The sequence below is a fragment of the Uliginosibacterium sp. H1 genome (assembly GCF_036017065.1).
Classification (GTDB): domain Bacteria; phylum Pseudomonadota; class Gammaproteobacteria; order Burkholderiales; family Rhodocyclaceae; genus Uliginosibacterium.
In genome coordinates this window covers 460,569-479,785 of sequence record NZ_JAYXHR010000003.1, presented here as the reverse complement: position 1 = coordinate 479,785, position 19,217 = coordinate 460,569, and the positions used below count along the sequence as shown (strand labels likewise).

General features: G+C 67.5%; 17 protein-coding genes. 12 read left to right on the top strand and 5 right to left on the bottom strand.

The features are described from left to right. Window position 1: 1 nt before the first annotated feature. From VVD47_RS18795 to VVD47_RS18785, 3 genes are all read right to left on the bottom strand, one after another. A complete protein-coding gene (locus VVD47_RS18795) occupies window positions 2-502 on the bottom strand; it encodes an REP-associated tyrosine transposase (protein ID WP_327605050.1) in 501 nt (166 codons plus the stop codon). A gap of 171 nt (window positions 503-673) precedes the next feature. Beyond that, window positions 674-2,038: an 8-oxoguanine deaminase gene (locus tag VVD47_RS18790; protein ID WP_327605049.1), complete on the bottom strand. Its 1,365-nt coding sequence runs from the start codon at window positions 2,036-2,038 to the stop codon at window positions 674-676. Between the two features lie 318 nt (window positions 2,039-2,356). Next, window positions 2,357-3,442, bottom strand: coding sequence for a BMP family ABC transporter substrate-binding protein (locus VVD47_RS18785; protein WP_327605048.1), 1,086 nt, complete (start codon window positions 3,440-3,442; stop codon window positions 2,357-2,359). Window positions 3,443-3,747: 305 nt separating this feature from the next. On the opposite strand from VVD47_RS18785, the gene VVD47_RS18780 reads away from it, so the two are divergent. The 9 genes from VVD47_RS18780 (at window position 3,748) to VVD47_RS18740 (ending at window position 15,158) form a co-directional block, all read left to right on the top strand. Continuing rightward, entirely contained in the window at window positions 3,748-4,287 is a 540-nt protein-coding gene (locus VVD47_RS18780; RefSeq protein WP_327605047.1) for a nucleoside deaminase, read from the top strand. Between the two features lie 81 nt (window positions 4,288-4,368). Continuing rightward, on the top strand, window positions 4,369-5,850 hold the full coding sequence (gene xdhA / locus VVD47_RS18775; protein ID WP_327605046.1) for a xanthine dehydrogenase small subunit: 1,482 nt from the start codon (window positions 4,369-4,371) through the stop codon (window positions 5,848-5,850). A gap of 14 nt (window positions 5,851-5,864) precedes the next feature. Next, window positions 5,865-8,192 carry a xanthine dehydrogenase molybdopterin binding subunit gene (gene xdhB, locus VVD47_RS18770; protein WP_327605045.1) on the top strand — a complete coding sequence of 776 codons (2,328 nt, stop codon included), beginning with the start codon at window positions 5,865-5,867 and terminating at the stop codon, window positions 8,190-8,192. Between the two features lie 445 nt (window positions 8,193-8,637). After that, a complete protein-coding gene (xdhC, locus tag VVD47_RS18765; protein ID WP_327605044.1) occupies window positions 8,638-9,627 on the top strand; it encodes a xanthine dehydrogenase accessory protein XdhC in 990 nt (329 codons plus the stop codon). Then, window positions 9,621-11,204, top strand: coding sequence for an ABC transporter ATP-binding protein (locus tag VVD47_RS18760; RefSeq protein WP_327605043.1), 1,584 nt, complete (start codon window positions 9,621-9,623; stop codon window positions 11,202-11,204). Before xdhC ends, VVD47_RS18760 begins: the two co-directional genes overlap by 7 nt. Continuing rightward, complete coding sequence (locus tag VVD47_RS18755; protein WP_327605042.1) at window positions 11,191-12,297, top strand: ABC transporter permease; 1,107 nt, start codon at window positions 11,191-11,193, stop codon at window positions 12,295-12,297. The genes VVD47_RS18760 and VVD47_RS18755 overlap by 14 nt, the downstream gene beginning before the upstream one ends. Further along, complete coding sequence (locus VVD47_RS18750) at window positions 12,294-13,220, top strand: ABC transporter permease (protein WP_327605041.1); 927 nt, start codon at window positions 12,294-12,296, stop codon at window positions 13,218-13,220. Before VVD47_RS18755 ends, VVD47_RS18750 begins: the two co-directional genes overlap by 4 nt. 40 nt (window positions 13,221-13,260) lie before the next feature. Beyond that, entirely contained in the window at window positions 13,261-14,313 is a 1,053-nt protein-coding gene (locus VVD47_RS18745) for an adenosine deaminase (protein WP_327605040.1), read from the top strand. 251 nt (window positions 14,314-14,564) lie between these two features. Next, window positions 14,565-15,158 carry a PEP-CTERM sorting domain-containing protein gene (locus VVD47_RS18740; protein ID WP_327605039.1) on the top strand — a complete coding sequence of 198 codons (594 nt, stop codon included), beginning with the start codon at window positions 14,565-14,567 and terminating at the stop codon, window positions 15,156-15,158. Between the two features lie 85 nt (window positions 15,159-15,243). On the opposite strand, the gene VVD47_RS18735 is transcribed toward VVD47_RS18740, so the two are convergent. Both VVD47_RS18735 and VVD47_RS18730 read right to left on the bottom strand, forming a co-directional pair. Then, entirely contained in the window at window positions 15,244-15,843 is a 600-nt protein-coding gene (locus VVD47_RS18735) for a lipocalin family protein (protein WP_327605038.1), read from the bottom strand. After that, the gene (locus tag VVD47_RS18730) at window positions 15,840-16,031 is read right to left on the bottom strand and encodes a hypothetical protein (RefSeq protein ID WP_327605037.1); all 192 of its coding nucleotides are present in this window, start codon (window positions 16,029-16,031) and stop codon (window positions 15,840-15,842) included. The genes VVD47_RS18735 and VVD47_RS18730 overlap by 4 nt, the downstream gene beginning before the upstream one ends. A 224-nt stretch (window positions 16,032-16,255) precedes the next feature. On the opposite strand from VVD47_RS18730, the gene VVD47_RS18725 reads away from it, so the two are divergent. The 3 genes from VVD47_RS18725 to VVD47_RS18715 are packed head-to-tail and all read left to right on the top strand — an operon-like array spanning window position 16,256 to window position 19,206. After that, a complete protein-coding gene (locus VVD47_RS18725; protein WP_327605036.1) occupies window positions 16,256-17,368 on the top strand; it encodes a DUF3616 domain-containing protein in 1,113 nt (370 codons plus the stop codon). A 36-nt stretch (window positions 17,369-17,404) separates the two neighbouring features. Next, window positions 17,405-18,412, top strand: a complete 1,008-nt coding sequence (locus VVD47_RS18720; RefSeq protein ID WP_327605035.1) for a diacylglycerol/lipid kinase family protein — start codon at window positions 17,405-17,407, stop codon at window positions 18,410-18,412. Continuing rightward, window positions 18,409-19,206 carry a metallophosphoesterase family protein gene (locus VVD47_RS18715; RefSeq protein WP_327605034.1) on the top strand — a complete coding sequence of 266 codons (798 nt, stop codon included), beginning with the start codon at window positions 18,409-18,411 and terminating at the stop codon, window positions 19,204-19,206. Before VVD47_RS18720 ends, VVD47_RS18715 begins: the two co-directional genes overlap by 4 nt. Window positions 19,207-19,217 lie beyond the last annotated feature (11 nt).

Below are 19,217 nucleotides of genomic sequence, written 5' to 3'. Positions count from 1 at the left end.
ATCAACGCTCCCCACCCCAATCCACGCTCAGCAAACCTTCTCTCACGTAACGGTGGAAAGACGAATACGGCCAATCCACAACGCGTGACGCATGACCATGCTTCACAGGGTTGAAGTGAATGTAATCCACATGGCGCGCGAAGTCTTGCTCGTCGCGGATCTGGTGCTCCCAGCATCGGCGTTGCCAGATACCGCGCTCGCGTTTGATACGCCGCGAGGGCGACACCGACTCCCTCGACGGAATCGAGCGCGAGAACGCAGACTTGATGAGCGCCCAGCGCTGCGCATAGTTGTCGTCTCCATCAGGTAGTTGCCAGATGGTGTGGAGGTGGTCGGGCATGACGACGATGGCGGTGACGTCGAAGGGATGGCGTGCTCGTACTGTCTGGAAGGCCAGACGCAAGGCGTCGACATAGCGGACCAACAGATCGCTTCTCCGGTCCGCCAACGTCACGGTGAAAAAGAACGTGCCCCCGGGAAAAAAGCTGCGTCGGTAGTACATGACGATATGGGTTTGTGGTTGTGCGAGCGGCGATGTTGGGCTTCGCTGCGCTCAACCCAACCTACCCTGATGGGTAAGGCTGGGAGAGACAACGAAGCGTCCGCAAGAAGCGGTAGGTTGGGTTGAGCGCAGCGAAGCCCAACACGCAGCCCCACAAACATCACCTCACCATCAAGCAACCAGACTGCGCGCCAATGCGTTGTGTCGTTCCAGCACCACCGGCAGGTCCACCGTCTGCAAGCTGCCGTCACGCACCACCACTCGCCCGTTGATGACGCTGGTGTCCACCGCGCCCGGCGTGCAGAACACCAGGGACGCCACGGCGTCATGCACCGCGCCGCCGGCGTGGCCGACGCCGTCCAGGCGGAAGCTGACCATGTCGGCGCTCATGCCGGGTGCGAGGTGGCCGATGTCGTCGCGGCCGAGCACCTTCGCTCCGCCACGTGTGGCGATCTCCAGCGCGTCGCGCGCGCTCATCGCTGCGGGGCCGAAGCCGACACGCGCCAGCAGCATGGCCTGGCGCGCCTCGCCCAGCATGTGGGCACCGTCGTTGCTGGCGGAACCATCCACGCCCAGGCCCACCGGCACACCGGCGGCGCGCATGCGGCCCACCGGCGCGATGCCGGAGGCGAGACGCATGTTGGAACACGGACAGTGCGCGACTCCGGTGCCGCTGCGACCGAACAGCGCGATGCCTTCGTCATCCAGCTTCACGCAGTGGGCGTGCCATACATCACTGCCGGTCCAGCCCAGCGACTCGGCGTACTGCGCAGGGGTCATGCCGAACTTCTCGCGGCTGTAGGCGATGTCGTTGTCGTTCTCGGCGAGGTGGGTATGCAGGCGCACGCCGTAGCTGCGGGCCAGCACCGCGGCGTCGCGCATCAACTCGCGGCTGACCGAGAACGGCGAGCACGGCGCCACCGCCACGTGCAGCATGGAGTGACGACTGGCGTCGTGAAAGGACTCGATGAGACGGCGGGTATCGGCGAGGATGGCGGCCTCGTCCTCCACCACTTCGTCCGGTGGCAGGCCGCCTTTGCTGCGGCCCACACTCATGCTGCCGCGGCAGGCGGTGAAGCGCATGCCGATCTGCTGCGCGGCCTCGATGGAATCGTCCAGCCGGCTGCCGTTGGGGTACAGGTACAGGTGGTCGCTGCTGGCGGTGCAACCGGACAGGATCAGCTCGGCCATGGCGGTGAGCGTGGACACCTGCACCATCTCCGGCGTGAGCCGCGCCCAGATGGGGTACAGCGCCTGCAGCCAGCCGAACAGCTCGGCGTCCTGCGCGGCGGGAATGGCGCGGGTCAGGCTCTGGTACATGTGGTGGTGGGTGTTCACCAGGCCGGGCAGCAGCACCTGGCCGCGCAGGTCGATGATTTCGTCAGCGCTTTGTTGCAGATCGAGTGGCAGGTCGGCGGTGGCGCCGACGGCTTCGATGACACCATCGCGCACGAAGACTGCACCGTCGCGGATCTCGCGGCGGGTGTCGTCCATGGTGACGAGGACGTCGGCGTGGCGGAGAAGAAGAGTGGGCATGAGCGATCCTCCAGAGCGATTGCCGCGCGGACCATGCGACAGGAAGCCCGTCATTCCCGCGGAAGCGGGAATCCAGCGTCGTTGCTGGATGTTGTTGAACGTCACTGGGTTCCCGCCTTCGCGGGAACGACGGTGCGATGATAAGTGCCGGAACAACCTGCCCGCGACCGGGCCATGACCTAAGAAGCGCGCCAACCGACAACGGATTCAAAATCCGCTGCGCTTTTTTTGCGGTACCGCTCACGGACACAGTAAACCCAGCCACAACAAAACGGGCGCCGCAGCGCCCGTTTCATCACATCAGCGCAACGCCACCCATCACTTCGGGATCGAACCCGTCACGCCCTCGACATAGAAGTTGATGCCGCGCATGGTCTTGTCGTCCATGGTGGCACCGGCGGCCACGACTTCCTTGCCGGACTGGTCCTTGATCGGGCCGGTCCAGGGGTGCAGGGTACCGGCCTTGATGGCTTCCTGGCGCTCCAGGGCCAGCTTCTTCACGTCTTCCGGCACGTCGGGGCCGAAGGCGTCGATGGTGACGCCGACTTCCTTCACGCCGTACCAGATGTCGCCGGTCTTCCAGGTGCCGGCCATGACGGCCTCGGTCACCTCGTTGTAGATCACGCCCCAGTGCAGGATGGACGCGGCCAGGTGGGCCTTGGGGCCGAACTTGCTCATGTCGGAGTCCCAGCCGAAGGCATACACGCCCTTCTCTTCCGCGGCCTGCACGACGGCCGGTGAGTCGGTGTTCTGCATCAGCACGTCGGCGCCTTGCGAGATCAGCGCCAGCGCGGCCTCACGCTCCTTGCCCGGGTCGAACCAGGAGTTCACCCAGATCGCGCTGGTGGTCACCTTCGGGTTCACGCTGCGCGCACCGAGGGTGAAGGCGTTGATGTTGCGGATGACTTCCGGAATTGGGATCGACGCCACCACGCCCAGCTTGTTCTTCTTGGTCATCTTGCCGGCGACCACGCCCAGCATGTAGGCACCTTCGTAGGTACGCAGGTCATACACGCCGAGGTTGTTGGCGGTCTTGTAGCCGGTGGCGTGCATGAACACGGTGTTGGGGAAGGCCTGGGCGACCTTCTCCATCTGGTTCATGTAGCCGAAGGAGGTGGCGAAGACGACCTTGGTGCCCTTCTGCGCCATGTCGCGGAACACGCGCTCGGCGTCGGCCGTTTCCGGCACGTTCTCGATGAAGGCGGTCTTCACCTTGTCGCCATGCTTGGCTTCCACGGCCTTGCGGCCCTGGTCGTGGGAGTAGGTCCAGCCGTGGTCACCGGTCGGGCCGATGTACACGAAGCCCAGGCTGGTGGGCTCGGCAGCCGGCGCGGGCGCGGACTGTTCGGCCGTTGCGGCAGGCGCGGCTTCCTCTTTCTTGCTGCAGCCCGCCAGGGCCAGCATGGACAGGGTCAGCGCAGCTGCCCACGCACGTGCACTTTTACCCCCCGGTACCGACAACAAACGCATGGATCGCATTGACGTATCTCTCCCAAGTATCGGGCGCACCAAGCCTGGCGCACCGGTGAAGGCATCCTAGCAACGGCCCGGATGCCAGCCATCCCGGCCATGTTATGCGGCGTATACGCCGTTCATGACGCGGTGCAGAAACCCGGCGATGATAATCCTCCCGCGGTCGCTCTAAACTGGAATCTGACGCCGGAAGCGGCCCCGTAAACCCTGATCGACATCAAGTCGCGTGACCCAGCATGGCGATCAAATCAGCAGCCCCGCTTTTCCCGCACACCATGACCGCAAGCCCGCCCCTCAGCGACCACGACCAGCGCTGGCTGCGCCGTGCCATCCAGCTGGCCGACACCGCACGCAGCGAAGGCCACCACCCCTTCGGCGCCCTGGTGCTGGCCCAGGACGGCCGCGTGCTGGCCGAGGCCGGCAACGACAGCCTGCCACCGACCGGCGACCCCACCCGCCATGCCGAGCTGGTGGCCGCCGCGCTGGCCGCCCGCGTTGCGTCGCCCGAAGTACTCGCCACCGCCACCCTCTACACCAGCGCCGAGCCTTGCGCGATGTGTGCCGGCGCGATCTACTGGTGCGGCATCGGCCGCGTGGTGTATGCGCTGTCGGAGCACAATCTGCTGGGGCTCACCGGCGATCATCCGGAGAACCCGACCTTCGCCCTGCCCTGCCGCGAAGTCTTCGCCCGCGGCCAGCGCCGCATCGAGGTGCTGGGGCCGGTGATGGAGGACGAAGCCGCGCGCAGCCACGCCGGCTTCTGGACGAAGCCGTAGCACCCAGACGTCGCAGACGTCGTAACCCGCAGCAAATCGGCAACACCCAGCACGACAACAAGAACGACACGAAGGACAGCCATGCAACGCCCCATCCAGTTCTGGTTCCGCGGCCGCCTGCAATCCGTCAGCGAGGTGTCGCCCACGCGCACCGTGCTGCAATGGCTGCGCGAGGACGTCCATGCCACCGGCAGCAAGGAAGGCTGCGGCGAGGGTGACTGTGGCGCCTGCACCGTCACGATCGGGGAACTGGACGACAAGGCTCCCGGCGGCGTGCGCCTGCGCGCGGTGAACAGCTGCATCCAGTTCCTGCCCACGCTGGACGGCAAGGCCCTGTTCACGGTCGAGGATCTCGCCGATAAACAGGGCAGCACCCCGAAGCTGCACCCGGTGCAGCAGGCGATGGTGGACTGCCACGGCTCGCAATGCGGCTTCTGCACGCCGGGCTTCGTCATGAGCCTGTGGGCCGATTACGAAAGCCGCGCCAATTCCGGCCAGTGCCCGACGCGCGAGGAGATCAACGACACCCTGTCCGGCAACCTGTGCCGCTGCACCGGCTACCGTCCCATCGTGGACGCCGCGCAGAAGGCCTGGGACATGGCGCCGGCCCACATCGACCGCAACCCGATCCGCGAGGTGCTGGAGACCCTGTCGCACCTGCCCTCGCTGGATTACTCGCACAACGGCCAGCGCTTCCAGGCACCCCACGCGGTGAGTGAACTGGGCACCGCCATCGCCGCCCAGCCGGACGCGCAGATCCTGTCCGGCTCCACCGACATCGGCCTGTGGGTCACCAAGCACCTGAAGCAACTAGGCAACATCATCTACCTGGGCGCCTGCGAGGAACTCAGGCAGGTGCAGGTGCATGACGACGTGCTGGAGATCGGCGCCGGTGTCACCCTCACCGACGCCTTCGCCGCGCTGGTGGCTGATGAGCCGGACTGGACCGAACAGGCCCGCCGTTTCGCCTCGGTGCCGGTACGCAACGCCGGCACCCTGGGCGGCAACGTCGCCAACGGCTCGCCCATCGGCGACTCCATGCCCGGCCTGATTGCACTGGGCGCGCGCATCGTGCTGCAGCACGGTGCACGCCTGCGCGAAATGGCACTGGACGAGTTCTACCTCTCCTACCAGAAAACCGCCCGCGAACCCGGCGAGTTCGTCCGCGCGCTCAAGGTGCCGCGTGCGCAACCGGGGCGAATCTTCCGCAGCTACAAGGTGTCCAAGCGGCAGGACCAGGACATCTCTGCCGTGAGTGCCGCCTTCGCGCTGTACACCGATGGCGATGGCCACATCCGCGATGCCCGCGTGGCCTTCGGCGGCATGGCCGCCACGCCGAAACGCGCCAGCGCCTGCGAAGCCGCCCTGCGCGGCCAGCCGTGGAGCGAGGAAACCGTGCGCAAGGCCATGGACGCACTGGATGGCGACTACGCTCCGCTGAGCGACATGCGGGCAAGTTCAGCCTATCGCAGCAAGGTGGCCCGCAACCTGCTTTGGAGAATGTGGCTGGAAACAGAATCAATGCGTGGAGCAGTGCAGGCGGATGTGCGCCTGCCCGCCTGAGCAAAGGAGCCACGATGAAACATGAACATCCCTCGCCGCCCATCCATAAAGTAGGCGACGATGTCCCGCACGAAAGTGCGGCCCTGCATGTCAGCGGCCGCGCCACCTACATCGACGACCTGCCCGAGCCGGCCGGAACCCTGCACGCCGCCTTCGGCCTCGCCACCGTGGCCCACGGCCGCATCCGCAAGCTGGACCTGGACGACGTGCGCCACGCTCCCGGCGTGGTGGCGGTGCTGACCGCCGCCGACATTCCCGGCGAGAACAACTGCGGCCCGGTGCTGCACGACGACCCCATCCTCGCCGACGAACTGGTGCAGTTCTACAACCAGCCGATCTTCATCGTCGTCGCGCGCAGTCACGACGCCGCGCGCCGTGCCGCGCGCATTGCGAAGGTGGATTACGAAGTGCTGCCGATGATCCGCAACGCGGCCGAAGCCGCCAGCGCCGGCAACTTCGTGCTGCCCCCGGTGAACGTCGCGCGAGGGGACGCCGACGCGGCACTGGCCCGCGCGCCGCACCGCCTGCGTGGCAATGTGCTGCTAGGCGGGCAGGAGCACTTCTACCTGGAAGGACAGATCGCCAGCGCGCAACTGCGCGAGGACGACACCCTGCACGTCCACACCTCCACCCAGCACCCCACCGAGATGCAGCAGGTGGTGGCCCACATGCTGGGCTGGCGCCAGCACCAGGTGACGGCGGAATGCCGGCGCATAGGCGGCGGCTTCGGTGGCAAGGAGTCGCAGTCCGCGCAGATCGCCTGCGCCGCCGCGCTGGCAGCGTGGAAGCTGCAACGCCCGGTCAAGCTGCGGCTGGACCGCGACGACGACATGGCGATCACCGGCAAGCGCCACGATTTCGACATCGGCTACGAAGCGGGCTTCGACGACGACGGCATGATCCTCGGCGTGAAGTTCGAGCTCAGCTCGCGCTGCGGTTTCTCGGCCGACCTCTCCGGTCCCGTGAATGACCGCGCCATCTTCCATGCCGACAACTGCTATTACCTCGACGCCATCGCGGTGAAGAGCCTGCGCGGCAAGACCAACACGGTGTCCAACACCGCCTTCCGCGGCTTCGGCGGCCCGCAGGGCATGTTCGCCATCGAGTACGTCATCGACGACATTGCCCGCACGCTGGACCTCGATCCGCTGCTGGTGCGCCAGCGCAACTTCTACGGCACCGACCCGGCCGGCCCGCGCAACCTCACGCACTACGGCATGGCCATCGAGGACAACGTGGCCCCCGCACTGGTCGCGCAACTGGCGCGCGACAGCGACTACGAGGCGCGTCGCGTCGCCATCGCCCAGTTCAACGAAAAAAGCCCGGTGGTGAAGCGCGGCATCGCGCTGACGCCGCTGAAGTTCGGCATCTCCTTCACCGCCACGCTGTTCAACCAGGCTGGCGCGCTGGTGCATGTGTATGCCGATGGCACGGTGACGGTCAGCCACGGCGGCACCGAGATGGGCCAGGGCCTGTACACCAAGATCCGCCAGATCGCCGCCCACGAGTTCGGCCTGCCGGTCAACGACGTGCGCCTCACCCCCACCGACACCAGCCGCGTGCCCAACACCTCCGCCACTGCGGCGTCGAGTGGCACCGACCTCAACGGCAAGGCCGTGCAACAGGCCGCGCAGGCGGTGCGTGAACGCATCGCCGCCTTCTTCGGCCCGCTGCACAACGTGGCGCCGCAGGACGTGGTGTTCGCCGACGGCATGGTGACCGCCGACGGCGTCAGCCTGCCTTTCGGCGCAGTCACCGCGCAGGCCTACCGCGCGCGCATCCAGCTGTGGGACAGCGGCTTCTACGCCACGCCCAAGATCCACTACGACGCCAAGACCATGAAGGGCCGCCCCTTCTTCTACTTCGCTTACGGCGCCTCGGTGAGCGAAGTCGCCATCGACACGCTGACCGGCGAAACCAAGGTTCTGCGGGTCGATGTGCTGCATGACGTCGGCAAGTCGATCAACCCGGCGGTGGACATCGGCCAGATCGAGGGTGGCTTCATCCAGGGCATGGGCTGGCTGACCACCGAGGAATTGTGGTGGCGCCCGGACGGCAAGCTGATGACGCACGCGCCCAGCACCTACAAGATTCCCGCGGCTTCCGACTGCCCGCCGGTCTTCAACGTGAAGCTGTTCGACAACAGCAACGTGGAGGACAGCATCCACCGCTCCAAGGCCGTCGGTGAGCCGCCGCTGATGCTGCCCTTCTCCGTCTTCTTCGCCATCCGCGACGCCGTGGCCGCCCGCACCGGTGGCTGCCCGCGCCTGGACGCCCCGGCCACGCCGGAGGCGATCCTGCGCGCGCTGGGTGAGCTGCCGGCGCTGGGGGCGGCGGCGTGAGCGGGTTACGCAGGCCGTGCCCTGAGCCTGTCGAAGGGCCGTCGTCCTGCACACCCACACCCTCGACGGAGGGCGTAGGTTGGGTTGAATGCAAGCGACTTGTGCTGAGCCGTGTCGAAGCAAGCCCAACACCGGCGGTTGCCAGATCGACGGCATCGACACCATGCGAGGGTCTGGTGTTGGGCTTCGCTACGCTCAACCCAACCTACCCTGCTGCGATTCAGCGCAGGCGGACCACAGCGCATCGAACGTGCGACGACGGTCAAACACCCTCGTCATTACCGCCAGAGCGTAGGGCCTCGGCAGGTTGGCTTCGACCCCTTCGACAGGCTCAGGGACCGCAGCCAACGGCCACGCCGTGCCCTGAGCTTGTCGAAGGGCAGTTCCCGAACACATGCATTCCTCGCCCTAGCCACGTTCACCCTTCCTCCAGTGAGGTCACCCCATGAACTGGCTGCGCACCCTGCTCCCCCGCCTGCGCCTGCAGGGCACCCAGGTGCTGGTGACGGTGGCGCACACCGAGGGCTCCGCGCCGCGCGAGGAAGGTGCGGGCATGCTGGTGAGCCTGCAGGACACGGCGGACACCATCGGTGGCGGCCACCTGGAATGGGAGGCCATTGCGCACGCACGCGACATGCTGGCGCGGCGTACTGATACCGACCTGCATCGCTTCCCGCTGGGCGCACGCCTGGGCCAGTGTTGCGGCGGCGTGGTGTGGCTGGCCTTCGAGCGCATCGAAGCCAGCGCCATCCTCGGCTGGCAGGGCTGTGCGGCCCGCGTGTCGCGTGGCGAGCGGGTGGTGCGCCGGCTGGCACACGACCGCGCCAGTGAATTCAGTTCCGGGCGGGATGCCGGGGAGCACACCGATGTGAGCGCCGGCACCCTGCTGCAGATGGGTGATGACTGGCAACTGTCGCAACCGCTGCAGCTGCAGCCCTTCCCGGTCTGGCTGTTCGGCGCAGGCCACGTCGGCAAGGCCCTGGCGCAACTGCTCCCGCCCCTGGGCGCCCAGCTCACCTGGATCGATTCACGCGACGATGCCTTCGACACCCCGCCGCCTCCGGGCGTCGACCACGTCGTCAGCGAGGATCCGGCGCGCGAGGTCGATGCCGCGCCACCCGGCAGCCTGTTCCTGGTGATGACGCACAGCCATGCCATCGATTTCGACGTGGTGGCGCGCATCCTGCGCCGCGACGATTACGCTTTCTGCGGCCTGATCGGCTCGCAGAGCAAACGTGTCGGCTTCCTGCGCCGCCTGCAGGCGCGGGGCCTGGACACCTCGCGCCTCACCTGCCCCATCGGCGTGGCCGGCATCACCAGCAAGCGACCCGAAGCAATTGCCGTTGCAGTCGCCGCGCAGTTGCTGCAAATTCACGGAAGTCCTGCCGCCCCGTCCACCGCCGCACCAGCCACGACTGAACGGAACTCATGCTGACCACAGCGCCGCTCGACCATCCGCCGCCCGCCGGCGAACCCCGCCTGCAACTGCTGCACATCACCAAGCGTTACCCCAGCGTCGTCGCCAACGACGACGTGAGCCTGACCGTCATGCCCGGCGAGATCCACGCCGTGCTGGGCGAGAACGGCGCGGGCAAGAGCACGCTGATGAAGGTCATCTACGGCGCGGTGCATGCCGACGCCGGCGAGATCATGTGGAACGGCCGCCAGGTGCATATCGCCAACCCGGCGGCCGCCCGCGCGCTGGGTATCGGCATGGTGTTCCAGCACTTCTCGCTGTTCGAGACGCTGTCGGTGGTGGAGAACATCGCGCTGGTCATCGGTGGAAAATTCGACCTGCCGGCACTCGCCGAACGCGTGAAGAGCGTGTCGGAAAAATACGGCCTGCCACTGGACCCCGGCCGCCTGGTGCACAGCCTGTCGGTGGGCGAGCGCCAGCGCGTGGAGATCGTGCGCTGCCTGCTGCAGAACCCGCAATTGCTGATCCTCGACGAGCCCACCTCGGTGCTCACGCCGCAGGCGGTGCGCAAGCTGTTCGAGACGCTGCGCCAGCTCGCCAGCGAGGGGGTGAGCATCCTCTACATCAGCCACAAGCTGCACGAGATCCAGGAGCTCTGCGACACCGCCACCGTGATGCGCGGTGGCAAGGTGACCGGCCACGCCACGCCGCGCAACGAAACCCCCGCCAGCATGGCGCGCATGATGATCGGCCGCGAGCTGCCGGTCTGCCATGCCGAGCCCTACACCGGCGTGTCCGCACCGGTGCTGCAGGTACGCGGGCTGACGCAACCCACCGACGACCCCTTCGGCACGCCGCTGGAAGGCATCGACCTGACGGTGAACAGCGGCGAGATCGTCGGCATCGCAGGTATCTCCGGTAACGGCCAGGCGGAGCTGCTGGCCGCGCTGTCCGGCGAAGTGCCGGTCACGAACGACATGGTGAGGCTAGGCGACAAGGCGGTGGGCGCAATGAACGCAGCCCAACGCCGTGACCTCGGCCTGGTCTTCGTGCCGGAAGAGCGTCTCGGCCGCGGTGCCGTGCCCTCGCTGAGCCTGACCGACAACGCACTGCTGACGGCGCACCGCCAGGGCATGGTGAAGAACGGCCTGGTGAACTACGGCGCAGCGAAGGAGTTCGCCACCCGCGACATCGCGCGCTTCGACGTGCGCACGGGTGGCGCGGCATCGGCAGCGCGTTCGCTGTCCGGTGGCAACCTGCAGAAGTTCATCGTCGGCCGCGAGATCATGCAGACCCCGAAGCTGATGATCGTCGCCCAGCCCACCTGGGGCGTGGACGTCGGCGCCTCGGCCTTCCTGCGCCAGACGCTGATCGACCTGTCGCGCCAGGGCGTGGCGGTGCTGGTGATTTCCGAGGAGCTGGAAGAGTTGTTCGAGATCTGCGACCGCATCGCGGTGCTGGCTGGCGGCAAGCTGTCGGAGGCCGTGCCCAAGCAACAGACCGATGCCGAGGCCATCGGCCTGAAGATGTCCGGCCTCTTCGCCGATCACGTTTCTGGCCAAAGCGCGCAAGGGGGCAGCCATGCACCTGCTTGAGCCCCGTGCCAACCCGTCCGTCATCATGCGCTGGGCCTCGCCCGCGCTGGCGGTACTGCTCACCCTGTTCGTCGGTTCGCTGCTGTTCATCGCGCTGAAGAAGGACCCGCTGGAAGCCTTCCGCGTGTTCTTCATCGATCCGCTGAATTCCGCCTATGGCTGGAGCGAGCTGCTGCTCAAGGCCAGCCCGCTGATCCTCATCGCGCAGGGCCTGGCCATCGGCTTCAAGGCGCGCATCTACAACATCGGTGCGGAAGGCCAGCTCATCATGGGCGCCATCTTCGGCGGTGGCGTGGCCCTGCTGTTCGAAGGCACCGGCAGCAGCTTCGCCCTGCCGGCGATGGTGCTGGCCGGCGCGCTGGGCGGCGCACTGTGGGGGGCGCTACCCGCACTGCTGAAGACCCGCTTCAACGCCGAGGAAACCCTCACCACGCTGATGCTGGCCTACGTCGCCAGCTTCCTGCTGTCCTGGCTGGTCAGCGGGCCGTGGAAAGACCCCGGCGGCATGAACTTCCCGCAGACGGTGATGTTCGCCGCCACCTCGCAGTTCTCCATGCTGGCCGACGGCCTGCGCATCAATACCTCCATCTTCATCACGCTGGCGGCGGTGGCGGCGTTCTACCTGTTCACCAAGAAGAGCCTGCTGGCCTACGCCATCACGGTGGGCGGCGAAGCGCCGGCGGCGGCACGCTACGCCGGCTTCTCGTCGAAGCGCACGGTGTGGTTCGCCCTCACCCTGTCCGGCCTCACCGCAGGCCTGGCCGGCATCGCGGAAGTGGCCGGCCCCATCGGCCAGCTCAACCTCAACATCTCGCCGGGCTATGGCTACGCGGCCATCATCGTGGCGTGGATTGGCCGCCTGCATCCGGTCGGCATCGTCGGCGCCGGCCTGTTGATGGCGCTGCTCTACCTCGGCGGCGAACAGGCGCAACTCGCGCTGCAACTGCCGGCCGCGATCACCGGCCTGTTCCAGGGCATGCTGCTGTTCTTCCTGCTAGGTTGCGACGCCTTCATCGACTACCGCCTGCGCCGTCGCAAACGCCGCGCCGTCGTCGCCACCAAGCCCGCCGTCCCGGTCCAGGAGGCCGCATGATCGACCACCTCATCCCCATCCTCGCCGGCACCCTGGCCGCCGCCACGCCGCTGGTGTTCGCCGGCCTGGGCGAACTGGTGGCCGAGAAGAGCGGCGTCATCAACCTGGGTGTGGAAGGCATGATGCTGATCGGCGCCATCGCCGGCTTCGCCTTCGCCACGCAGACCGGTGGCGGTGCCGGCGCCGGTCTGATCGCCGGTGCCGCGGCCGGCACACTGGCGGCCACGCTGTTCGCCATTCTGTCGCTGTCGCTGGGTGCCAACCAGGCTGCGGCCGGGCTGGCACTCACCATCTTCGGCATCGGCCTGTCGGCCTTCATCGGCCAGAGCTTCGTCAGCTACAGCCTGCCCGGCCTGAAGCCGCTGGACATCCCGCTGCTGTCCGACATCCCGGTCATCGGCCGCATCCTGTTCCACCAGGACTGGGTGGTGTACCTGTCCTGGGCGGTCGCCGTCATCGTCGCCTGGGTGCTGGCGAAGACCCGCCTCGGCCTGTTGCTGAAAGCGGTCGGCGAGTCGCCGGAATCCGCCCACGCCATCGGCTACCCGGTGATCGCCATCCGCTACGGCGCGGTGCTGTTCGGCGGTGCGATGGCGGGCATCGCCGGCGCCTACCTGTCCACCGTGTACACCCCGCTGTGGGTGCAGAACATGAGCGCCGGCCGCGGCTGGATTGCTGTCGCGCTGGTCGTGTTCGCCACCTGGAAGCCCGGTCGCCTGATGCTGGGTGCCTACCTGTTCGGTGGCATGACCATCCTGCAACTGCATGCGCAAGGCCTGGGCATCCGCGTGCCCTCGCAACTGATGTCCGCGATCCCCTACGCCGCCACCGTGCTGGTGCTGGTGCTCATCTCGCGCGACCGCAAGCTGCTGCAGCTCAACCTGCCCGCATCCTTGGGCAAGAGCTTCATGCCAGGCGGCTGAGTCCCGCACGCAGCACGCCTCTATAAAGAAAGGAATCGCCATGTCCGACTCCGTACTCGACTTCGCACTTCGCGCCCCCAAGGCCGAACTGCACATGCACATCGAAGGCAGCCTGGAGCCCGAGCTGGCTTTCGCGCTGGCGCAGCGCAACGGCATCGATTTTCCGTTCGCGTCGGTCGATGCCCTGCGCGCCGCCTACGATTTCAGCAACCTGCAAAGCTTCCTGGATCTGTACTACGCCTGCGCCGACGTGCTGCGCACGGAGCAGGACTTTCACGACCTGATGCTGGCCTACCTGCGTCGTGCGCATGCCGATGGCGTGGTGCGCGCCGAGGTGATGTTCGATCCGCAGACGCATACCGCGCGTGGCATTCCGATGCAGGTGGTGTTCGACGGCTTCCTCGCTGGCATCGCGGCGGGCGAGAAGGAATACGGCATCAGCACCGGTCTGATCCTGTGCTTCCTGCGCCACCTGTCGGAAGACGAATGCCTCGCCACGCTGGAGGAGGCGAAGCCCTTCATGCAGCACGTGCTGGCCTTCGGACTGGACTCGTCTGAAGTCGGCCATCCGCCATCGAAGTTCGTGCGCCTGTACGCGGCCTGCCGCGCGCTCGGCAAGCCGGTGGTGGCGCATGCCGGCGAGGAAGGTCCGCCCGCCTTCATCACCGAGGCGCTGGACCTGCTGAAGGTGAACCGCATCGACCACGGTGTCCGCTCGGTGGACGACCCCGCGGTGCTGGAGCGCGTCGCGCGCGAACGTGTACCGCTCACCGTGTGCCCGCTGTCCAACGTGCGCCTGTGCGTGTTCGACGACATGCGCCAGCACAGCCTGCCGAAGCTGCTGGCGGCCGGTGCCTGCGTGACGATCAACAGCGACGACCCGGCGTACTTCGGGGGTTACCTCGGCGACAACATCCGCGCCGTGCAGGCTGCGTTCAACTTCGACCGCACGGTGTGGTACCAGCTTGCGCGCAACAGCATCGACGCGAGTTTTGCGTCGACTGCCGACAAGGCCCGCTGGCTGGCCACGCTGGACGCGAGCCTGTGCGCACCGGGTGCCGCCAGCGACAGCAACGGGCCGCTCGACGAGTGAGCTGGGCTGGCCGCAGCCACGTCGTCCCTGCCCCTCGACGGCGCCTTGTGCAGCCCCGTTCCCCAGCGGTCATCCTTAAGCAATCCCTAAGGAAGCGGTACGGAATCCCTAAGGCTTGCGGCCCTTCGGGCAGGGGCTGCCTAAGAATTTCCTAATGGCCCGTCCGGGCGATGAGCGCCTGCCCGTCTCTCTCCATACTCCGCCGCGCGGTGCCTGGCACCCCCGGAGTTTTCATCAACATGGAGAGCATCATGACCCTTCGCAACACCCTCACCCTCACCTTCACCCTCACCCGCGGCCTCTGCGCTGGCAGCCTGCTGGCCGCGACGCTGCTCGCGGCCACCCCGGCGCGAGCCACCCTGTACCTCGAATGGGGCCTGGACAGCTACGAGCACACCGTCACCCAGAGCCAGGGCGTGCAGCTCACGGCCCGGCTGCACAACCCGGTGTATTCGACCGAGGCCCTGCTCGGCAGCAATATCCTGGGCGCCTTCATGGGTCCGCCGGTGGACCTGCCCTACAGCTTCAGCTTTGCCGACATCCTCGGCCAGTTCGCCGGTGTGGTGCTGAACCCGGGCCAGGGCATGGACTTCCTGCTGGGCACCTACAACCCGCTGGGCGGCAATGCGCCCATCGGCGAGTACTTCGGCGACGGCTTCACCATCACTGCGCTAGACGCCGCCGGTGAAGAAGTGTCCTGGACGCCGGACCGCACGCTGCGGATCAACGTGCTGCCCGACGACGGCAACGGCGGTGGCAACGTGCCGGCACCCGCGTCGCTGGCGCTGCTGGCGGCGGGTGGGCTCGGCCTGTGGTGGCGCCGCCGGGCCCAGCCGGCCCACTGAGCGCGCACCCCAGGTAACTTGAAATGACAAAGGCCGCTGGCAAAACCAGCGGCCTTTGTCTTCAGCGCGAGGCCGATCGGGCGCGCTACGGTGTCTGCTTCGTCATCTGCACCTGGTCGGCCGGATAACCCATCGCGGCCGCTTCCAGCAACAGCGCCTGCGTCACCTCCGCGGGCAGCGTCGGCGTGCGCGAGAGCACCCACAGGTAGTCACGGCCCGGTGTCCCCACCAGCGCGTACCGGTAGTCCGGCGACAGGGCCAGCACCCAGTAGTCCGCCTCGGTGAAGGGCAGCCAGCGCAACCAGTCCGGCAGGAAGCTCACCCGCAGCTGCGCCAGCCGGGAGTCAGGCTGGCGCGCGCGTCCCTCGGCCACGATGGTGGAGCCATCCGCCTTCTGGCAGCGGTTGGTCACGCGGATGTCGCCATCCTCCAGCGCCGCGTAATCGGCGGTTACATAGGCCGCGCACTCTTTCTGGAAGCGGTTGGGCAGGCGCGCGATCTCGTGCCAGCGGCCCAGGTAGCGCTTCGGCTGGAAGTTGGTCACCGACGCAGGTTCGCGCGCCTCGCCCGGCGCTTGTTGCTGCGCATTGGCACCTGCCAGGCACAGACCGAAACTCGCCACCACGGCACACAGGCGCGCCGCCAGACTACGCGACGGGCGCCAGCCGGCTGCGCGGCCCGTCATGAATGTCGGCTCTGGTGATGATGCAGATCCACGGCGTCGCGCATCGCCAAGGCCAGCATGAAGCTGGCCAGGATGCCCGCGATGAAGAACCACACCGCGGCCAGCACCGGCGAACCGATCTCCAGCGTGTGGAAGCCGAGCCATCCGGAAAGGACGGCGGTAATGGCAATGGCCAGGTAACCGAACATGATGTGCCCCGCTTTCATGGGTGTTGTTAGAACATGTATGAAGCTTGGCCGTCCGCCGCCGGCTTGCCGGTAATCGGCGGCGGAATCGGATGTCAGCGGCGTCCGATGGCACTGTGCGCATCGTCCGGGGAGAATGACCGTGAACCTGATCTTGAACCCGTGGCCGCATCACCCCATCACTCCTTAACCCGATGCATGACGGTCACCCACGTGGAGAAGCACCCATGCCGAATTCCCGATCCGCCAACGCCGTCCGCCTGGAGTTCGCGCCCGGCTCGCTGGTCCAGTCCAACTTGTCCGCCGCGGCCTTCACCGACAACTGGCTGTGGGTGGCCGGCGACGAGGCCTGCGGCGTGGACCGCCTGCGCCAGCTCGACCCCGTGGGCGACGAGTCGCTGCGCTTTGGCGAGGTGCGCGACTTTCCGCTCGCCGCCCTGCTCGACCTGCCCGGCGACGCCGACGAAGAAGCCGACATCGAAGGCATGGCGGTGGCCGACGGCTTTCTGTGGGTGGTGGGCTCGCACGGCCTGAAGCGCAAGAACACCAAGGCCGGCCGCAGCCATGCCGACAACGCGAAACGCCTGGCCAGGGTGACGCTGGACGCCAACCGGCGCCTGCTCGCCCGTCTGCCCATCGAGCCGGATGAACAGGGCGCCCCCCCCCTGGTACGGCGTGCCCGCGACGGGCGCAAGGCGCAGCGCCTGAAGGGCGACGCCGAGGCCAACCTGCTGACCCGCGCGCTGGCCGACGACCCGCACTTCGGCCCCTACATGGCCATCCCCGGCAAGGACAACGGCTTCGACGTGGAAGGCCTGGCAGTGTGCGGCAACCGGCTGCTGCTCGGCCTGCGCGGCCCGGTGCTGCGCGGCTGGTCTGCGTTGCTGGAAATCGAGGTCGACACCTGCGACGACGAGCTGCGGCTCGCCCCGCTGGATGACGATGGCACGTTGGTCCGCAAGCACTTCCTGCAACTGGAGGGCCTGGGCGTGCGCGACCTGAACTTCGCGGGTGACGACCTCTACATCCTTGCCGGGCCGACGATGGTGCTGGATGGCGAGGTCCGCCTGTTCAAGTGGACCGGTGCGCGCGCCGCGCTGGCCGGCAACCGTGAGCCGGTGACTTTCGGCGACGCGCTGGGCGCGGCGCTCGCGGGATCCCTCATCGAGTCAACCTCCCTGCCCCATGGCCGCGGCACCAACAAGGCCGAGGCCATCTGCGAACTGCCGCCCGCATTGAGTGCAGGCACGACCCGCTGGCTGGTGCTGTACGACGCACCCGGCGAGGACCGCCGCGACGGCGCGCAAGCCGTCTTCGGCGACCTGCTGCAACGCGATTGAATCCCTCCCCCACACTCGCCGCTACCGTCGCTACCTATGGCTGACCATCTCCAGCTCGACCCCTCGGCCCCCGTCCAGTTCGTCATCAACGGCGCAGCCGGCAGCAAGGATGCCGACGCCATGCGCCAGATCATCGAGTCCACGCTGCAGGCGGAAGGCCGACGTGGCGAGCTGCACTTCTGCTCGCCCGACGCGATCACCGACGTGGCGCGCGACGCGGTGCAGCGGGCGCTGGCTACCCGCACGGCCGTCGTCTCGGTCGGCGGCGATGGCACGCTCAACGCCGTGACGCAGGTCATCCATGCCGCGGGCTGTCCCCTGGGCGTGGTGCCGCTGGGCACCTTCAACTACTTCGCCCGCACGCATGGCATCCCGGAAGACCCGGCCGAGGCCGTGCGGCAACTGCTGCGCGCCGCCCCCATGCCGGTGCAGGTGGCCGGCATCAACGACCGCGTCTTCCTGGTCAACGCCAGCCTCGGTCTCTACCCCGACCTGCTGGAGGACCGCGAAGCCTTCAAGCAGCGCTTCGGCCGCAAGCGCTGGATTGCACTCGTCGCCGCCTGCGCCACGCTGTTGCGCGCCCGGCGATGCCTCTACCTGCACATCGAAATGGGCGGCCGCGTCCGCGACGTGCAGACCCTGGCCCTCTTCGTCGGCAACAACCGCTTGCAGTTGCAGCAGTTCGGCGCCGAACCGCCCGACACCCTGGCCGGCACACCGGGCCATGGCACCCTCGCCGCGCTGATGTTGCGCCCGGTCGGCCTGCTGTCCCTGCTGCGCCTGCTCTTCAGTGGCGCCCAGGCACGCCTGGGTAAAGCGGACGCCCTCGACAGCTTCGAGTTCGACCACCTCGTCGTGAAGCCCAGGCGATCGACAAGCCGTCGCTGGATGAAGGTCGCCTTCGACGGCGAGGTGACGAAGATGCGCGCACCGCTGGATCTGCGCGTGCTGGAACAACCGCTCTACCTGCTGAAGCCACAGCGTAATGACGGCGTCACCTCGCCCGACCCCGGCACCATGGCCGACACCAGGGCCACGCAATGAGCATCCTGCTACAGGTCTCCGACACCCACTTCGGCACCGAGCAGCCCCCGGTCGTCGAAGCACTGGTCGCGCTGGCGCACCAGCAGCAACCGGATCTGCTGGTGCTGTCCGGCGACATCACACAGCGCGCGCGGCGCGCGCAATTCCGCGCAGCGCGCGCCTTCACCGATCGCATCGGCGTGCCGGTGCTGGCCGTGCCCGGCAACCACGACATCCCGCTGTTCGACCTGTGGACGCGCCTGAGCCGCCCCTACGCACGCTATACCGCCGCATTCGGCGATGACCTGGAGCCCGTGTTCCGCTCGCCCGAGCTGCTGGTGGTCGGCGTCAACACCACACGCGCCTGGCGCCACAAGAACGGCGAAGTCTCCGTAGCGCAGATCGACCGCGTAGCCCGCTTGCTGGAACAGGCGGCACCGGCACAACTGCGCGTGGTAGTCGTGCATCAACCCATCGCCATCACCCGCCCGGAGGACATTCCCAACCTGCTGCGCGGCCATTCCATCGCACAGGAGCGCTGGGCCGCCGCGGGCGCCGACATCGTCATGGGCGGCCACATCCACCTGCCGTACGTCATGCCCCTCGACAATCTGGCGCGGCCGATGTGGGCCGTACAGGCCGGCACGGCCGTCTCGTCACGCGTGCGCGACGGCGCCCCCAACTCCGTCAACCTGCTGCGCTGGGGTCAGCACGCCACACCGGGCGTCTGTCAGGTCGAGCGATGGGACTACGCCGCTGGAACAGGAGCCTTCGTCCGGGGGAAAGGAAGCGAGATCCAACCAGCGAGGATGTGAGCCGGCACGCG

Excerpts from the sequence above, each read along its gene's own strand:
- VVD47_RS18750 (WP_327605041.1), top strand. The coding sequence starts at position 12,294 with ATGATCGACCACCTCATCCCCATCCTCGCCGGCACCCTGGCCGCCGCC.
- VVD47_RS18740 (WP_327605039.1), top strand. The coding sequence starts at position 14,565 with ATGACCCTTCGCAACACCCTCACCCTCACCTTCACCCTCACCCGCGGC.
- VVD47_RS18730 (WP_327605037.1), bottom strand. The coding sequence starts at position 16,031 with ATGTTCGGTTACCTGGCCATTGCCATTACCGCCGTCCTTTCCGGATGG.
- VVD47_RS18795 (WP_327605050.1), bottom strand. The coding sequence starts at position 502 with ATGTACTACCGACGCAGCTTTTTTCCCGGGGGCACGTTCTTTTTCACC.
- VVD47_RS18760 (WP_327605043.1), top strand. The coding sequence starts at position 9,621 with ATGCTGACCACAGCGCCGCTCGACCATCCGCCGCCCGCCGGCGAACCC.
- VVD47_RS18720 (WP_327605035.1), top strand. The coding sequence starts at position 17,405 with ATGGCTGACCATCTCCAGCTCGACCCCTCGGCCCCCGTCCAGTTCGTC.
- VVD47_RS18755 (WP_327605042.1), top strand. The coding sequence starts at position 11,191 with ATGCACCTGCTTGAGCCCCGTGCCAACCCGTCCGTCATCATGCGCTGG.
- VVD47_RS18745 (WP_327605040.1), top strand. The coding sequence starts at position 13,261 with ATGTCCGACTCCGTACTCGACTTCGCACTTCGCGCCCCCAAGGCCGAA.
- xdhA (WP_327605046.1), top strand. The coding sequence starts at position 4,369 with ATGCAACGCCCCATCCAGTTCTGGTTCCGCGGCCGCCTGCAATCCGTC.
- xdhC (WP_327605044.1), top strand. The coding sequence starts at position 8,638 with ATGAACTGGCTGCGCACCCTGCTCCCCCGCCTGCGCCTGCAGGGCACC.
- VVD47_RS18790 (WP_327605049.1), bottom strand. The coding sequence starts at position 2,038 with ATGCCCACTCTTCTTCTCCGCCACGCCGACGTCCTCGTCACCATGGAC.
- VVD47_RS18785 (WP_327605048.1), bottom strand. The coding sequence starts at position 3,442 with ATGCTGGCCCTGGCGGGCTGCAGCAAGAAAGAGGAAGCCGCGCCTGCC.
- VVD47_RS18725 (WP_327605036.1), top strand. The coding sequence starts at position 16,256 with ATGCCGAATTCCCGATCCGCCAACGCCGTCCGCCTGGAGTTCGCGCCC.
- xdhB (WP_327605045.1), top strand. The coding sequence starts at position 5,865 with ATGAAACATGAACATCCCTCGCCGCCCATCCATAAAGTAGGCGACGAT.
- VVD47_RS18780 (WP_327605047.1), top strand. The coding sequence starts at position 3,748 with ATGGCGATCAAATCAGCAGCCCCGCTTTTCCCGCACACCATGACCGCA.
- VVD47_RS18735 (WP_327605038.1), bottom strand. The coding sequence starts at position 15,843 with ATGACGGGCCGCGCAGCCGGCTGGCGCCCGTCGCGTAGTCTGGCGGCG.
- VVD47_RS18715 (WP_327605034.1), top strand. The coding sequence starts at position 18,409 with ATGAGCATCCTGCTACAGGTCTCCGACACCCACTTCGGCACCGAGCAG.